Source organism: Acidaminococcales bacterium (assembly GCA_031290885.1).
Lineage (GTDB): Bacteria > Bacillota > Negativicutes > Acidaminococcales > JAISLQ01 > JAISLQ01.
In genome coordinates this window covers 38,076-54,366 of sequence record JAISLQ010000065.1, presented here as the reverse complement: position 1 = coordinate 54,366, position 16,291 = coordinate 38,076, and the positions used below count along the sequence as shown (strand labels likewise).

The 16,291-nt window shown below is 54.1% G+C and carries 11 protein-coding genes and 3 tRNA genes; 12 read left to right on the top strand and 2 right to left on the bottom strand.

All coding sequences use genetic code 11. The annotated features are described in order from the left end of the window. A partial coding sequence (locus tag LBO03_08255) for a UbiD family decarboxylase (protein ID MDR3349572.1) occupies positions 1-1,056 on the bottom strand: 1,056 nt, incomplete at its 3' end. Positions 1,057-1,504: 448 nt separating this feature from the next. Continuing rightward, positions 1,505-2,104 (bottom strand): hypothetical protein, encoded by a 600-nt coding sequence (locus LBO03_08250; GenBank protein ID MDR3349571.1) that lies wholly within the window; start codon positions 2,102-2,104, stop codon positions 1,505-1,507. 1,565 nt (positions 2,105-3,669) lie between these two features. Here LBO03_08250 and LBO03_08245 point away from each other — a divergent pair. From LBO03_08245 to LBO03_08190, 12 genes are all read left to right on the top strand, one after another. After that, a tRNA-Asn gene (locus LBO03_08245) sits at positions 3,670-3,744 on the top strand. Between the two features lie 3 nt (positions 3,745-3,747). Continuing rightward, positions 3,748-3,822, top strand: a tRNA-Glu gene (locus LBO03_08240). A 46-nt stretch (positions 3,823-3,868) separates the two neighbouring features. Beyond that, positions 3,869-3,944 (top strand) — tRNA-Val (locus tag LBO03_08235). A gap of 243 nt (positions 3,945-4,187) precedes the next feature. Further along, on the top strand, positions 4,188-6,704 hold the full coding sequence (gene secA, locus LBO03_08230) for a preprotein translocase subunit SecA (GenBank protein ID MDR3349570.1): 2,517 nt from the start codon (positions 4,188-4,190) through the stop codon (positions 6,702-6,704). A 23-nt stretch (positions 6,705-6,727) separates the two neighbouring features. Further along, positions 6,728-7,835, top strand: a protein-coding gene (prfB, locus tag LBO03_08225) for a peptide chain release factor 2 (GenBank protein ID MDR3349569.1) whose coding sequence is annotated in 2 segments (ribosomal slippage) — positions 6,728-6,799 and positions 6,801-7,835 — 1,107 coding nt in all. Because the reading frame shifts where the segments join, the coding sequence is not laid out codon by codon here. Positions 7,836-7,850: 15 nt separating this feature from the next. Next, positions 7,851-9,911 (top strand): DUF5693 family protein, encoded by a 2,061-nt coding sequence (locus LBO03_08220; protein ID MDR3349568.1) that lies wholly within the window; start codon positions 7,851-7,853, stop codon positions 9,909-9,911. Continuing rightward, complete coding sequence (csaB, locus tag LBO03_08215; protein ID MDR3349567.1) at positions 9,901-11,013, top strand: polysaccharide pyruvyl transferase CsaB; 1,113 nt, start codon at positions 9,901-9,903, stop codon at positions 11,011-11,013. The genes LBO03_08220 and csaB overlap by 11 nt, the downstream gene beginning before the upstream one ends. Continuing rightward, complete coding sequence (gene ftsE / locus LBO03_08210; GenBank protein MDR3349566.1) at positions 11,014-11,700, top strand: cell division ATP-binding protein FtsE; 687 nt, start codon at positions 11,014-11,016, stop codon at positions 11,698-11,700. It begins immediately after the preceding gene. Beyond that, positions 11,690-12,577, top strand: a complete 888-nt coding sequence (gene ftsX, locus LBO03_08205; protein MDR3349565.1) for a permease-like cell division protein FtsX — start codon at positions 11,690-11,692, stop codon at positions 12,575-12,577. The genes ftsE and ftsX overlap by 11 nt, the downstream gene beginning before the upstream one ends. Before the next feature lie 11 nt (positions 12,578-12,588). Next, positions 12,589-13,746, top strand: a complete 1,158-nt coding sequence (locus LBO03_08200) for a peptidoglycan DD-metalloendopeptidase family protein (GenBank protein ID MDR3349564.1) — start codon at positions 12,589-12,591, stop codon at positions 13,744-13,746. A gap of 58 nt (positions 13,747-13,804) precedes the next feature. After that, the gene (locus LBO03_08195) at positions 13,805-14,977 is read left to right on the top strand and encodes a S41 family peptidase (GenBank protein MDR3349563.1); all 1,173 of its coding nucleotides are present in this window, start codon (positions 13,805-13,807) and stop codon (positions 14,975-14,977) included. Then, a complete protein-coding gene (locus tag LBO03_08190; protein ID MDR3349562.1) occupies positions 14,974-16,233 on the top strand; it encodes a M50 family metallopeptidase in 1,260 nt (419 codons plus the stop codon). Before LBO03_08195 ends, LBO03_08190 begins: the two co-directional genes overlap by 4 nt. Positions 16,234-16,291 lie beyond the last annotated feature (58 nt).

The following is a 16,291-nucleotide window of genomic DNA, read 5'->3' as shown; positions in this document are numbered from 1 at the left end:
CGTGTGCTCTTCCGATCTCGGCGGCGACCATACGCCTTTGATGCCGGCGACTCCGGCCGCTTCCATGTCGCGCCAAATCTTGGCGGAACGCATGGCGCCCAAAAAGACGCTCTGTTCGTTGGCGCCCGGTTTATCGGCCATCATGGCGGCGGTAAAAATAGGATTGTTTCGGTGATAGACGGCTTCAATCTGTATGTAGGGGCATTTGTCGCCCGGTTTGCCATAGTAGCCGGTAAATTCGCCAAACGGCCCTTCCGACAAAGTCCGATCAGGATAGACATAGCCTTCGATGGCAAATTCGCACTCGGCCGGGAAAGGGATGCCTGTAACTTTGCCTTTGACCAGTTTGATCGGGCCGCCCGCGAAGCCGCCCGCATAATCAAATTCCGACTCGTGGTTGGCAAAACCGGTGGACCCTAAGACCATCAGCAAGGGATCTACGCCGTAGACGCTGACGACCGGCAGGGGTTTGCCTTGCGCCCACCATTTCTCCCGATCCAAGCCGCCGCCTTTGCCCGGCGAGGTAAAAAAGCCGACCTTGTCTTTTTCCATAGCCATCTGGCGGTAGGTGCCGACATTAAAACGCCCGCTTTCCGGGTCTTGCGTTATCACGATGTCGCCGGTACCGATGTATTTGCCGCCATCGCGCGGCCAATGCTGCGGAATGGGGAATTTAAACAAGTCAATCTGGTCTCCGGCCAAACAATTTTCAAAAACAGGGGCGTCTTTTTCGGTTACATATTCGGGCAAAACCTTTTTGAAGCTATTTTTTATTTGCTGTACCAACTCCAGCGGCCGCCGGCCCGGTTTCTCCCGGAAAGACAGGGCCAGGCGGTTGTAGCTGCCGCCAATGGGGTTAAAGAGGACCGAGCCCGTATTAAAGCCTTTGGGTTTTTCAAACAGTAACGTGGAATGTCCCGGATTCCTGCCGTTCAGATAAGCCAAAGAACTCATCTCCAGCACCGGGTCAACTTCTTTTTTGATTCTCGCCAGTTCACCGATTTTTTCCACTTCGCCCAACCAGTCCCGCAAGTTATTGATTTTCACGTCTCCCATAAACAATCAACCCTCCCATATTTGGTTTGCGCATCAGCGCCCTGATGCTTAAATCATCCTATAGGCGGTGATTTTTGGCAGTAGCCGCAGGCAAAATCTATGTAGCCAATAAACTGAAAATTTTGCTAAATATATAAAAAATTTGTAGCACTGGCTACAAATTGTCAGAATGGCCTGTGCTAAACCACACAGCCGCTATAGTCTTTGGGAGTGGCCCGCGCGAAATTTTTGCTGAAAATTTTTGCGTGCCATGTCAAAATGGCCTTGTTAAGGCGACATCCCTTCCGTGATTTTGCAGGGCGCCTGCCTATCGGCCCTGCCAATCAATTTGCCGCCCTGCGCGGAGCAAAACGCAGGCGAGCCCGTAGGTTCGGCGCGGCTTTAGGGCAAAGAGGGCGGTAAATTGGCCGCAAAGACAGTATGATTTTAATTTGCGAAACAGTATAAGTTACTCTTTTTTCGGGGCAACAGGTTTATTCGATGACAAGGATTTTTTCTTGATTATCTGCATGATTTTAGTTGCGGTAACCCTATTCATGCCGGCCAATACGCTTAATTCCTCATGCGTAAGTTTTATTTCCGGTTGAACGCGCTCAATGGCAAATAACAATTTCCCCATATTGTTGTCTAAGGACAGATGCTCTATTTGCGCGACAGCGTCAGAAAAGCGGCGGCAGATATTGGCCAGGACGAAATTTGCAAAAGTGCCATTTTTTAAACATAGCGAGCGGAAGAACTCTTTTGTAAATAAACAGCCCTCCGTCCTTTCCCTGGCCATGATCAGGATGGTGTTGTCCGGTATAGTATCGCAAAGTTGAGACAGCCCCAGTATATCCCCGCCCCGTAAAACTTCAATGCCTTTTTGTTTCCCGTCGCTGCGCTGACGCACAGTTAGTATGTGTCCGTGATCGATTAAAATCAATTGGCCTTCGCCGATGTAGAAAAAACCGTCCTGTTTAGGGCCAAATTTAAATCTTACTTTGGCCGCGCAAAGGATTTCACGGGTCGCGGCGTCCAAAGCGGCGCAAAAAGGATTCGTGCAGTCCATCAGATGCCCCTCCTGGAAATAATGTTCTGATACAATGTCAGGCCTCGGCAATAAAAGGGCGCATTCACGCTAACGAAAATACCCATTTCGGGGACGGATTGCTTATCAGGCGCAGCGAAAAACAAAAGACATAATTGGCTTGCCGCTAAACCGTCTCGCCAAGTACCCGGGCCGTTGAAATTTACGGACGGACATTCAGCGCTTTTTAGGCCTCCCGCTAAATGAAGCTTTGTCCAGAAAAATATTTTTCAACAAAATGTGCCGGAAAATCCGCCTAAGGGCAGACGCCGGGCAATAATGCGGATACGCACCGAATCAACCGCCGATTGCGAATGTTTTCGTTCAGCCGCAATTTTGTTTTTAAAACATAAACGCTGTAGATAGAATATTCCGTGATTTTCCGGCAATTGCCACGATATTGCTCATAACATGTAACACAATATAAAGAATGTTACCTAAAATAAATAAAAATAACCGCCTGCTAAGCGGTTTGTCGGGTTTACGGCAAGATGTTTCCCTCGATTCAAAAAAACGGCAGGCATATAAATCGCCCTGTTTATCGGGAAAACAGAAAAGCGCAAGGTAACATTCTTTATATTATGTTACCCGCAGTTTGTTATCGCAATAAATATCATGCAAAATACAAAATGTCCAAAACAATTTACACCTTCGTATTATACTAATACAACTTGCAAAGTTTTGTCAAGCTGATAGAGCAAGAAACCACGGAAATCAATTTTCAAAGTTCGCGCAAATGCCAAGGCGAGACGCTGTACGTCATCAAAACAGTATATAAAGCGAACAGGATGCAGTTCAAAACCGCCAGTTGCACAAAGACGGTCTGCAATTACAGCGGCCGAGGGATCTTCCGTGGGGTATCCAACAAAGATTTATGGGCAAAAAGGATGGCGGCAAGAAACGGGACTACCAAGACAACCGCAAGGCGGCGCTGAACAACAAAAACGGCAGGAACCTAACGGAACGCCCCAAAAAGTCGATGGGCGCAGCGCGCAAGGACACCGGGAGAGTGACCCGGTCGTGGGCAAGCAAGGCACAAAGCCGGCGATTCTGACGCTTGCGGAACGCAAAACGCGGAAATCGTTGTGCTCCCCGGTGAAGAACAAGACGCAGCAGGAAGTGGTCCGGGGGGAGTAGGACGAGGATGCGCGCAGGCAGCGACTTTTCCGAAGTGTTTAAAACAATCACGGCGGACAACGGCAGCGAGGCAATTGAGAAGGATGCGGGACGCCGGGAAGTCCATTATGCCCACTCCTATAGCAGTTGGGAGCGCGGCAGCAACGCGAACGGCAACCGAATCCTCCGGCGGTTCGCGCCAAAAGGCACAGACATTGGAAAACTGGCCGACAAAGAATTACAATGGATAGAGGACCGGGCGAACAATTACCCACGCAAAATCCCGGGGCACAAAAACGCGAACGAAATATTGGCGGAGCGGGGCAAGGGCAGGCAATTAAACTTGCGATTTACGGTTTTCAATTGGCCAAAGATAAAATCCTTGATTTTTTTTAATCTTGCAGTTATAATGAATTGCATTGCAGTGATATTCCTCGATAGCTCAATGGTAGAGCACTCGGCTGTTAACCGAGTTGTTGCAGGTTCGAGTCCTGCTCGGGGAGCCAAGCGGCCCGTTGGTCAAGAGGTTAAGACACCGCCCTTTCACGGCGGTATCGGGGGTTCGATTCCCCCACGGGTCACCAAAATTCAAATATTGTGCTGGTCGGCGTTTCATGGCCGGACAGGTTGGGGCGATTAGCTCAGCTGGGAGAGCGCCTGCCTTACAAGCAGGATGTCGGCGGTTCAATCCCGTCATCGCCCACCAATACACAAGCGGATTTCGGCTGGCGCCGCGATTCGTTTTTTGTTTCCCGCCGAGAAAACGGCGGGAAACAAAAAGAGTTCCCATCTGTCGCCGCCGCAAAAGGGCCCTTTGGTCCCTCTTGCCAAATCCGCAACGAATAATCGCGGGTCATGGACTTTTGGGGTAAATTCTGGTATAATTTCACAATGGTATTAATTTGGCTATCTTGCGAATGTTTCGGCCCTTTGGGAGTGATTTTATAAAATGTTTGGATTTTTGGGTAAAATTTTCGGCGACAGCAACGGGAAAGAACTAAAAAAAATCCAGCCTTGTTTGGACGCGGTAAACCGCCTGGAAGATGAAACAGCGAAAATGAGCGACGCGGCACTTTTAGGCCGCACGGTGGAATTCAAACAGCGTTTAGGCAAAGGGGAAACCTTGGACAGCCTTTTGCCGGAGGCGTTTGCAACCGTGCGGGAGGCCGCCAGGCGCGCGCTCGGCATGAGGCACTTCGACGTGCAGGTCGTCGGCGGCGTGGCGCTGCACCAGGGACGGATCGCCGAAATGCGGACAGGCGAGGGGAAAACGCTGGTCGCGACCTTGCCGGTTTATTTAAACGCTTTGTCCGGCAAAGGCGTCCACGTCATAACGGTCAACGACTATTTAGCCAAGCGCGACAGCGAGTGGATGGGCGAGGTTTACCGCTTTCTCGGCCTGTCGGTCGGCCTTATCGTCCACGGGCTGGATTTTCCGCAGCGCAAGGCGGCTTACGCCGCAGACATCACCTATGGCACCAACAATGAATTTGGCTTTGATTATTTGCGCGACAACATGGTCGTCAGGCCGGAGCAGATGGTGCAAAGGCACTTGAGTTACGCGATCGTCGACGAGGTGGACAGCATATTGATCGACGAGGCGCGCACGCCTTTGATCATTTCCGGGCCGGGCGAGAAATCCACCGATATGTACAAGACGCTGGCGCGCATTGTGCCGCAATTGGCGCCGGAAGAGGACTATACGGTCGACGAGAAGGCGCATACCGTCGCCCCGACCGAAAAGGGCATAACCAAAGCGGAGAAACTGCTGGGCGTCAAGAACCTTTACGAAGGGGAAAACGTCGAGCTTTCGCACCACTTTGCCCAGGCGCTGAAAGCCCAGGCGCTGATGAAAGCTGACCGCGATTATGTGGTCAAGAACGGCGAAGTCATCATCGTCGATGAATTTACCGGGCGGCTGATGTTTGGGCGGCGTTTTTCCGATGGGCTGCACCAGGCCATCGAAGCGAAAGAAGGCGTCAAAGTGGAGAGGGAGAGCCAGACCTTGGCGGCCATCACTTTCCAGAACTATTTCCGCATGTACGACAAACTGTCGGGCATGACCGGTACCGCCAAAACGGAGGAAAACGAGTTTCGGAAAATATATAAACTGGACGTGCTGGTGATTCCGACAAACAAAGAAAACCGCCGGGAGGATCTGCCTGACGTCGTCTACAAGACCAAACAGGCAAAATACCGGGCGGTTGTGGCCGAGATCATCGAACGGCACGCCGCCGGGCAGCCCATATTGGTCGGCACTACTTCAATCGCCCAGTCCGAGGAACTTTCCCGGGCAATAAAGCGCGCGGGCGTGCCGCACAACGTGCTGAACGCCAAATATCATGAAAAAGAGGCCGAGATCATCGCCCTTGCCGGACAAAGGGACGCCGTTACCATTGCCACCAACATGGCCGGCCGCGGCACGGACATAGTATTGGGAACGGGCGTGGCCGATTTGGGCGGGCTGCATATCATAGGCACCGAACGGCACGAAAGCCGCCGCATCGACAACCAGCTGCGCGGCCGGTCAGGGCGGCAGGGCGACAAAGGTTCCAGCCGCTTCTATCTGTCGCTGGAGGATGATTTGATGCGACTTTTCGGCTCAGACAGCATTGCCGGGATCATGGATAAATTGGGCATGTCGGAAGACGAGCCGATCGAACACGCGCTTGTTACCAGATCCATTGAGTCGGCGCAGAAAAAAGTGGAAAACCGCAATTTTGAAATAAGAAAGCAAGTCTTGGATTACGACGATGTCATGAACCAGCAGCGCGAAGTCATTTACGCCCAGCGCCGCAAGATTTTGCTGGATGAAGATCTTCGGCAGAACGTCGTGGACATGATTGCGCGCGCGGTAAAAAACACCATGGAAATTTACGCGCCCAAAGAAGTGCACCCCGAAGATTGGAACCTTTCCGCCCTTATCGCCAACGCCGAAGATTTTTATGCCCCGCCGGGGACGCTCAAGGAAGAGGAACTGGCTAAGTTCAGCCGCGACGAACTGGCGGAACATCTGGAAGAGTTCGCGCTTTTGCATTACGCCGAGCGGGAGCGGGAAATAGGTTTGCCCGCCATGCGCGAACTTGAAAAAATCATCATGCTGAGGGTCGTCGACGACAAATGGATGGATCACCTTGACGCCATGGATATGTTGCGCGAAGGCATTGGCCTCAGGGCTTACGGGCAAAAAGATCCGCTTGTTGAATATAAAGTCGAGGCCTACGATATGTTCCAGGCCATGACCGGCGCCATTCAGGACGACATAGTGCGCTATGTGTTCAGAGTGAGCGTAATTGCCCAACCGAAAGTTTCGGATCACCTGAAAAACGCCCAAGCCGTTTACGTGGGCGAAGGCGAACCGCCCAAAAAACAGCCGTCGCGCAAAACGGAAAACATAGGCCGCAACCAGCTTTGTCCCTGCGGCAGCGGAAAAAAATACAAACAATGCTGCGGGCGCGGGGAATGAATAAATTTAGGAGTTGAAAAAAAGTGCTGCTTGAGGAATACAAACAGGAAATACGGGCGCTGGCGCGCAAACTAAAGGAAATGGGGGATTCCCTTTGACGTTGCCGGCAAAACCGAGCGCGTGGCGGAATTTGAACACAAAATGAGCGCGCCGGATTTCTGGGACAATGTCGGGGAAGCGCAAAAAATCACGCAAGCGGCCGACCAGTTGAAAAGCGAAGTGGAAACATGGCGTTCGCTGCAACGCCAGCTTGACGATGCTCAAACTCTTTGGGAATTGGCGATGGAAGAAAACGACGCCAGCCTCGAAGGAGAAATAAAAGACGGCCTTTTGGCTATCGGCGGCGAAATTGACCGCCTGGAGCTGGATCTTTTGCTGGGCGGCGAATATGACGCCAATAACGCCATTTTGACAATACACGCCGGTGCCGGCGGTACGGAAGCGCAGGACTGGGCCGAGATGCTTTTGCGCATGTATACCCGTTACAGCGAGCGGGCGCGTTTCAAGACGGAGCTTCTGGACATGCTTGACGGCGACGAGGCAGGCATTAAAAGCGCTACTTTGTTTGTCAGCGGGCATAACGCCTACGGCTACCTGAAAGCGGAAAAAGGCGTGCACAGGCTTGTGCGCATATCGCCTTTCGATGCCAACGCCAGGCGGCATACTTCCTTTGCCGCGCTTGACGTCATGCCGGAGATTCCCGACAATGTAGATCTGGACATAAATCCGGCCGACGTCAGGGTGGACACCTACAGGGCAAGCGGCGCGGGCGGGCAGCATATCAACAAGACGGATTCCGCCGTGCGCATGACGCACGTTCCGACCGGGATAGTGGTGCAGTGCCAAAGCGAGCGCTCACAGATACAAAACCGCGAACGTTGCCGGCAGCTTTTGCGCGCTAAACTTTTTGAACTGGAAAGGCAGAAACAAGCCGATCTGAAAAATGAAATATCCGGCGAATACCAGGCGATAGAATGGGGAAGCCAAATAAGATCGTACGTTTTTCACCCTTATTCCTTGGTAAAAGATCACCGCACGGGAGTGGAAACAGGCAACGTGCAAGCGGTCATGGACGGCGCCATCGACAGCTTCGTTGAAGGGTATCTGCGCGGGAGAAAAAATGAAAAATAGCGGACGGTCGACGTTTTGAAAAAGCATGGATATAGCGTCCTTATCTTTATACTGATCGCGGCCGGGCTTTTGTCCAGCCTGTTCATCAGCTTTAACCGGCACAAAATCGAACGGGCCAACAAGAGCGTGGACATGATTTGCGAGTATGAAGAAATACTTCTGCTGGCAGGCATGTCCGGCAAACCGGTCGAGGAAGTTATGCGACTTTTTCGGGAAAGCGGCGCGACTTCGCTTTCCATATACGAAAGCACCTTGGAAACGCTGGAAAAGAGAGGTTTTTTTGCCACGGTCGCCGGCCCGGAAGCGTTGGCGCGGCAAAACGGCCAGGCGGGCGGCGAAGCCTATTGGGAGAGGCTTGTTCCCGGCGGCGGCATAAAACCTGACGAGCTATATTTTTACGCTCCCGCCGGGCAAGACTTTCAGGAAATAGAGGAAGACTTAAAGGAGCGGTTCGGGCCGGACAGGCTGCGCGTGCTGAAGAAAGACGGCCCTCGGGTTTTGGCGCTCAAAGCCGATTACGAAGCGGTAAAAGAACAAAGCCTTAGCATGTTGAGCAGCGACCTGAAAAAAATAAGGGAAAACGGATTTTCGGCAGTCGTCCGCCCCAGCAACTACCAACCGCCTTCCCTGCGCGGCATAACGCACACATTTTCCCGGATAGACAAATCCGGCGTCCGGGTCGCCGGGGTACTTTTCGGCGGGCAGGAAACGCTGGGCTACCCGGATCTGCTCCCGGCAACGGCCCAAGAAATTAAGCGCCGCGGCTGGACGCTGGGCATGACCGAGCATCCTTTGCAGCTGCAATTCGACAAGCAGGCGGGTTTGACGGAACTGGCGGAACTGGTCGGCTATCAGGCGGCGCGCCTTTATGTGATTGAAAAGAAGGAACAGGAAAAAGCCCTTGATGTGCCGCGGGCCGTCAGGCGCTGGGCGCTGACCGACGAAGAACGCAATGTGCGCATGAACCTTATACGGTTCTTTTGGGTGCCGTCTCCGGGCAAAAGCATACTTGACACCAACCTTGAATATGTCGCGCTTATCCGCGACCAAGTATTGGCGCGCGGCTTTTCCTTGGGACCGGCCGGCATTTTCGAGCCTCGCTTTCCTGACCGACCGCTCTTTATCCCGATTATCTTCGGCGCGGCAGCGGCGGGCGTACTGTATCTGTCCATGCTTACGGAACTTCTCAGCAAACGCCGGCAGATAATTTTTTCCTTGCTGGCGGGCGGGCTGCTTTCCCTGCTCTTTTTCGCCGCGCCGCTCGCGGCGCGCCAAGCGACGGCGTTTTTCTCCGCCGTTATCTTCCCGGTTCTGGCGATGGCCTGGCAAATGGGCAATTGGGGAAAGGGGGCCGCGCTGAAAAATCATTCTCTCCCCGCGCTGCTGGCCGTTACCTTTGCCCAACTGACGGCGACCGTGCTGCTGTCGCTGATCGGCGGCCTTTATATAAGCGGCATACTGGGCGACATACGGTTCTTTCTCGAAATGGACATCTACAGGGGCGTCAAACTCACTTTTTTGCTGCCGCTTTTTCTCATAACCCTTGTTTACTTAAAAAGATATACGGTATTGGGCGAGGAAATTGAGAATAAAACCGGGCTTGTCAGCCAGCTAAAACAATTGCTTGACTATCCCGTGCAAATAAAAACTTTGGCGCTTCTCGGCTTGGGCCTGCTCGTTGCTTACATTTTCATCGCCCGCACCGGCCATACCTCCGGCATTGGCGTACCGGCGGTTGAGGTAAAGATTCGGTTGCTGCTGGAAGAAATAATGTACGCACGTCCGCGCGAAAAAGAATTTCTGGTCGGGCATCCGGCCTTTTTCCTGGCGGCTTTCGCCGCCTGGCGCGGATTGCCGCATATTATATACTACTGCCTGATTGTCGGCGCAACCATAGGGCAAGGGTGCCTTGTTGAAACCTTCGCCCACATGCGCACTCCGATTGCCATGTCCGTAATACGCGCCTTTGACGGCCTTTTGCTGGGCGGCGCGGTGGGCATTGCCGCGCTGCTGGCCGCCGCCGCTTTGTTCTTTCTGGGGCGGCTGCTGCTCGGGAGATATGCCGGTGAAACATAAGAACATTCTCATTTCCGGCTATTACGGCTTCGCCAACGCGGGCGATGAGGCCATGCTCACGGCGGTTATCGATGCCTTGCGCGGCTTGACGGACAGCCCCGCCATTTCCGTTCTTTCCGGCAATCCTGCGGAAACGGCCGCGCGCCACGGCGTCAAGGCGATACATCGGTTCGATCCGGTTTCCTTGTTTTGGGCGGCGAGAAAAGCCGATATCGTCCTCTCGGGCGGCGGCAGCCTTTTGCAGGATGTTACGAGCAAACGCAGCCTGTATTACTATCTCGGCGTCCTGCAATTGGCCAAACTTCTCAACAAGCCGGTCATGCTCTACGGGCAGGGAATCGGCCCTTTGCGCGCGGCTATGGCGCGCAGGCTGGCCGGGTTTGTCTGTCGCCAGGCCGACGTCATAGCCGTGCGCGACAAACAGTCGCTGAAAGAACTGGCGCTGCTCGGCGTTGACGAAAAGAAAACATTTCTGACCGCCGATCCGGTCATGGCCATGCATCCAGCCGACAAAGGGAGCGGACGCTCGATATTGCATGAACACGGCGTGGAAGGCGGCTTTTTGGCCGGCATATCGGCCAGGGAATGGCAAGGGGCGGCGCGCTTTAAGAAAGAACTGGCAGGGGCGGCCGATGCGCTTGTCCGGGAATACGGCGCCAAAATTATATTTTTGCCTTTGCAATATCCCGGCGATTTGATGATATCAAAAGAAATCGCTTCCCTGATGGCCGAAAAAGACAGCGCAACGGTGATTGAAAAAAGATGCGGCGTAAACGACTTTCTTTCGCTTGTCGGCAATATGGATCTGCTTTTGGGCATACGACTGCACGCGCTGATCTTCGGCGCGCTCATGCAGGTTCCGGTCATAGGGCTCTCTTACGACCCTAAAATCGACGCTTTTCTCGAAAGCATAGGCGGCCAGCCGGCGGGAGATTTGGCGCGGGTAACTGCGGAAAAGATCATGGACGAGGCGCGGCGGGCCATTGCGGACAAAAGCCTTGCCGCCCGCCGCCATGAATTGTTAGGCGATCTGCGGGCAGGAGCGATGAAGAACGCGCATCTGGCGGTGGAACTGTTAAACGGCGGGAGGCAATTGATGTAAATGATAATCATGAGCGGCGTCAGCAAACGTTACAATAGCGGCCTTTACGCCTTGCGCGATATAAATATACATATAAAAAAGGGGGATTTCGTTTTTATCGTAGGCCCCAGCGGAGCCGGCAAATCAACTTTTATAAAAATGCTGTTCAGGGAAGTGCTGCCGACCAGCGGCAACCTGTTTGTCAACGGTCTTAACGTCGCCAGCATGCCGGAGGGAGAAGTCCCTTTGCTGCGCCGCTCCCTCGGGATTGTTTTTCAGGATTACCGCCTGTTGCCGGACAGGACGGTACACGACAATATATCGTTTGCCATGCAGGTGATAGAGGCGCCTTACCGGACAATACAAAAACGGGTGAACGCTGTGCTTGACATGGTGGGGCTAAGGCATAAATCGCGCGCCTACCCGCGCGAAATGGCCGGCGGCGAACAGCAGCGGGTGGCGATTGCCCGGGCGATTGTCAATGAGCCTTACTTAGTCATCGCCGACGAGCCGACAGGCAATCTCGACCCGGAGAACAGCCGCGAGATAATGCGCATCTTCCAAGAAATAAACGGCGATGGGACGACCATCGTCATGGCGACCCACGACAAAGACATAGTGAATACCATGAACAAAAGGGTCGTCGCCATCGAGGACGGCATGATTGCGAGAGACGAGGTACAAGGGGCATACGGCTATGAGTCTTAGGACCAAGGAATATTTTATTCGCGAGGCAATTCTTTCAATCAAGCGCAACCGCCTGATGAGCGTCGCCTCCATTTCCACCGTTGCCATATCTTTGCTTATCCTGGGCATTTTCGCGCTCATGATCATAAACATGAACAACATGGCCAACATATTGGAATCGCAAGTACAGGTTACCGTCTACATCAAGGACGGCACGGACAAAGAAAAAATGGCCGGGCTGGGGGAAGAAATCAAAAAATTGCCGGGCGTCGCGCAGGTCGACTTTGTCGGCAAGGACGAAGCCCTCAGGCGTTTTGCCGAACAGTTGGGCGAGCGGAAAGAATTGCTGGACAGCCTCGGCAGCAACAACCCCTTGCCGAATGCCTATGAAGTGCGCATGGACAGTCCCGAGCAGGTAAAGTCGGCGGTAAGCCGGATCAGCCAGCTTGAAAATGTCGAGGAAACGGTGTTCGGGCAGGAAGTCATCGAGCAGTTGTTCAGCCTGACCCGCATCCTGCGGGTCGGCGGAGTTGTGTTAATTGTTTTCCTGGCGCTCGCGACGCTTTTCATCATCTCCAACACCATAAGGATAACGGTATTTTCCCGGCGCAAAGAAGTCAACATTATGAAATATGTCGGCGCCACCGATTGGTTCATCCGCTGGCCGTTTTTGCTGGAAGGCATGTTGCTGGGCCTGGCCGGGTCGCTGCTCGCCGTCGTTTTGCTGGCTTGGCTCTATGGCATGATCACTGATCAAATACACGCATCGCTGCCTTTTCTGCCGCTGGTGCCGAAGACGCCCCTCCTATACTATGCATCGTTCTTTCTGGTCATTGCCGGCATGGGCATCGGCGCTTTGGGCAGCAGCATCTCATTGCGCAAATTTTTGCAGGTTTGAGGTAATTGCTTATGTTTGTTGAGAAAAAATTTTACGCGTCCGCTGTCATTGCCGCCCTTGTTTTCAGCTTTTTGCAAATATCTGCCCTGGCGCAGGTGTCGCCTGAAGACCAGGAGAAGATACGGGCGAAGCAGGAAGAATTGGAAGGCATCCGAAACCAGATTGGCGATAAAAAGCAGGCGGTTGATTCCACCCGGGAAAAGGCCCGCACCGCCTATGACGAGCTGCGCGTGGCGGAAAGGGAGCTGGCCCAGGCGGAAGGGGAGCTGCTGGAATTGCAAAGCAGCCTGAACAAAGTACAGGCGCAGATGCGGGACAACGAAAAATTCCTGCAAGATTCCGTAAAACGGCTGTCGGACAGAACGGAGGCCTATAACAAGCGCATCCGCAACATTTACATGCACGGGCAGGTAAATTATCTTGACGTTTTGCTGGGCGCCCATGATTTCACTGATTTTACCACGCGCTTTCAATTGCTCACCCGTATAATAAAAAATGACATAAACCTTATCGACGCCATAAAAAGCGACCGGCAACTGGTGAAAAAACAACAGGAGGGTTTGCTGGCCGGCCAGGAAGAGATAGCCAAACTGCGCGACAGGGCGGCCGCCAAACAACAGGAAATAGCCGGCCGCCGCCGGCAGCGGCGCGTAGCCTTTGACGACGCCGCCGCCGAGCGCAACCAGGCCGAACGGGAATACAACGAATTAATGGCCATATCCGAACGCATAACCGATATGATCCGGCGGCTGGAAGCGGACGGTCAGCCGATCGGCAAAGGCACCGGTTCCATGAACTGGCCGATCCGCGGCTCTATAACATCCCCTTACGGCTGGCGCATACACCCGATCTTCGGTTCGCAGAAATTCCACGCCGGCCTTGATATATCGGCCAATTACGGCGACCTGATCAAGGCGGCCGATGAAGGGGTGGTCATCAGCGCCGGTTGGCTGGGCGGATACGGCTATACGGTCATGATCGATCACGGCGGGGGGATTATTACCCTTTACGCGCACAACTCCGAACTTACCGTCAGCGTGGGCGAAACGGTGCTGAAAGGCCAAACGGTCGCGCTGGCCGGCTCAACCGGCTACGCCACCGGGCCGCACTGCCATTTTGAAGTGCGCGTACACGGAAAGACCGCCAATCCGCTCGAGTATCTTCCGTAAAAAACCGCCGCGGCAATAAAACGCAGATCCTGCCCGCGCGCTCTGAAAGGATAAAAGATTGTTTAACAAAAGGCAAGTTTTTTTCGGGGCCATAGCGCTCACGCTGACGACTTTTTTGCTGACCGCCGGCGCCTTTATGTATTTCTTTCACCTTGTTTCAGGCGACGCGCCATCCACGGTCAAATTTTTCCGCGCCCTGCGCTTGATCCAAAAAGGCTATATCGGCGACGCGCCATCGGCGAAATTGTTTGACGGCGCCATCGGCGGCTTGGTGCGCTCGCTGGACGATCCTCATTCCATGTACATGAGCGGCGAAGTTTTCAATCAATTCATGATGGCGACGGAAGGGCAGTTCGGCGGCATCGGCGTGATTGTCGGCGGGAAGGACGGGGCACTTACGGTCGTGGCCCCGATCGAAGGCACGCCGGGCGAAGCCGCCGGCATAAAGAGCGGCGACCGCATTGTCAAAATAGACGGGGAAGAAACGCGCAATATGCCTTTGGATATCGCTGTCGGCAAAATACGGGGCTTCAAGGACACTTTTGTGGAACTGGAACTGTTGACGGCAAACAACGAAGAACGCACCATGAAAATTATGCGCGCGCTCATAAAAGTGCCGACGGTCAGCGGCAAAAAAATCGAGGACAAGATCGGCTACATCCGCGTGGCCATGTTCACCGAACGTACCTATGAAGAATTTTTGGCTCAGCTCGGCAAATTGGAAAAGGAAGGCGTAAACGGCATAGTGCTTGACTTGCGCAACAACCCCGGCGGCTTGCTGGACGCCAGCGTGCGGCTGGCGGAACACTTTGTGCCGCGTGGGCCGATCGTGTCCATAGTCGACCGCAGCGGCAACAAAAAAATTCTGGAGTCGGCCAATGCAAACCCTAAATACAAAGTCGCGGTGCTGGTCAACGGAGGCAGCGCCAGCGCCTCCGAAATAGTGGCCGGCGCCGTCCAGGACAGCAAAGCGGGGCTTATCGTGGGCACGGCCACTTACGGCAAGGCCTCCGTGCAGAGCATCTTTAGCTTGGACGGCGACTCGGCGATCAAACTGACCGTCGCCCATTACTACACCCCGGCCGGGCGCGGGATAAACGGCGTTGGCATCAAGCCGGACGTTGACCTGCCGCGCGCGGAAAATGGCGACAACCAATTGGACAAAGCGGTCGAAATGCTGCGTCTCCAATTGGCGGGGGAAGGCGCCCGCAAAGGGGATTTTCAACCGTGATTTTTGATTTTCCGCTCCGGCAGTTGTTTATGCTGTCAGTAGGCAATTTAATCTCGGTTGTTGCGCAGCCGCTTTTTTATTTTGTTGTTTTTATGATTTACTGGCAGTACCGAAAATTGGCCGCGCGGCAGCGCATAATGTTTGGGCATGAAATCCTGCCGGTTGGACGGGCGGCGCTGGAAGCGACCGCTCTCGGCATGCTGGGCGGCCTTGCCGCCAGTATGCTCGCGCTTTTGTCCGGCCTTTCCATCAACGGCATGGGCCTGCAATATATCTGGCCGCTGGCTGTTTTGCTCTTTTTGCTGAACATCCGCTTTGTCTGTTTCGCTTACGCCGGCGGCCTTGTCGCCCTAAGCAGCGTCTTTTTCGGCTGGCCGGACGTTGCGCCTTCGCACATGCTCGCGTTGGTCGCGATACTGCACGTTACCGAAGGAATATTGGTCCTGTGCGGCGGCAGCCATGCCGACCTGCCTGTTTATCTGTTTTTTAAAGGCAGGGCGGTGGGCGGGTTCCTGCTGACAAATTTTTGGCCGGTGCCGCTCGTATTGCTTGTTTGCGCCGGCGTTGCGACGGAAAACATACCGGACATGCTCGACATGCCGGCTTGGTGGCCGCTTTTCCCGCCGCAAGATTCATCCGGCGGCCGCGAAAGCATATTCGCGCCAATTACCGTTGTCGCCGCTTTAGGCTACAGCAGCGTGGCCGTTACGTCAACGCCCGCCCGAAAACGGCTGGAATCCGGCGTTTTGCTTTTCTGCTACAGCGCGATTTTATTTGCGGCGTCCTACCTTAGCATAGGCCGCCCCCTATATGCCGCCGCCGCCGCGCTGTTCTCCTTTTTGGGGCACGAAGCGGTCATTAGGCTTGACCGCAAACTGGAAAGCCGCCGGACGCCGATCTATCAAAACAAACCGGGGCAATTCGCGGCGCTGGCGGCCGTTTACGGCTCGCCGGCGCAAAAGGCCGGGCTCAAAGCCAACGATGTGATCCTGCGGCTCAACGGCGTCAAGGTGTGCTGCGAGCATGACTTTTTGCTGGCGGCGGATTTTTTGCCGCAGTCTTTTGACATGGCAGTATCGCGGTCCGGCCGCGAGACAATCCTGCCGGTTACAAAAGCGCAAGGGGGAAAAGGCGTGCTGGGCGTCATTCGGATGCCGGTGCTGGGGCGCGACTGTCTGGCGCAAATCAGCGCGGATCATTCGCTGTTGCGAAAGTTCTGCAAAAAATACATAGGCAGCCGTTTCAAAAAGCGCTGACCGGGCGGCTCCCCTTGGCTTTTTGGCCGTCCGCTCTTTGCCGGCAATCTCTATTCAA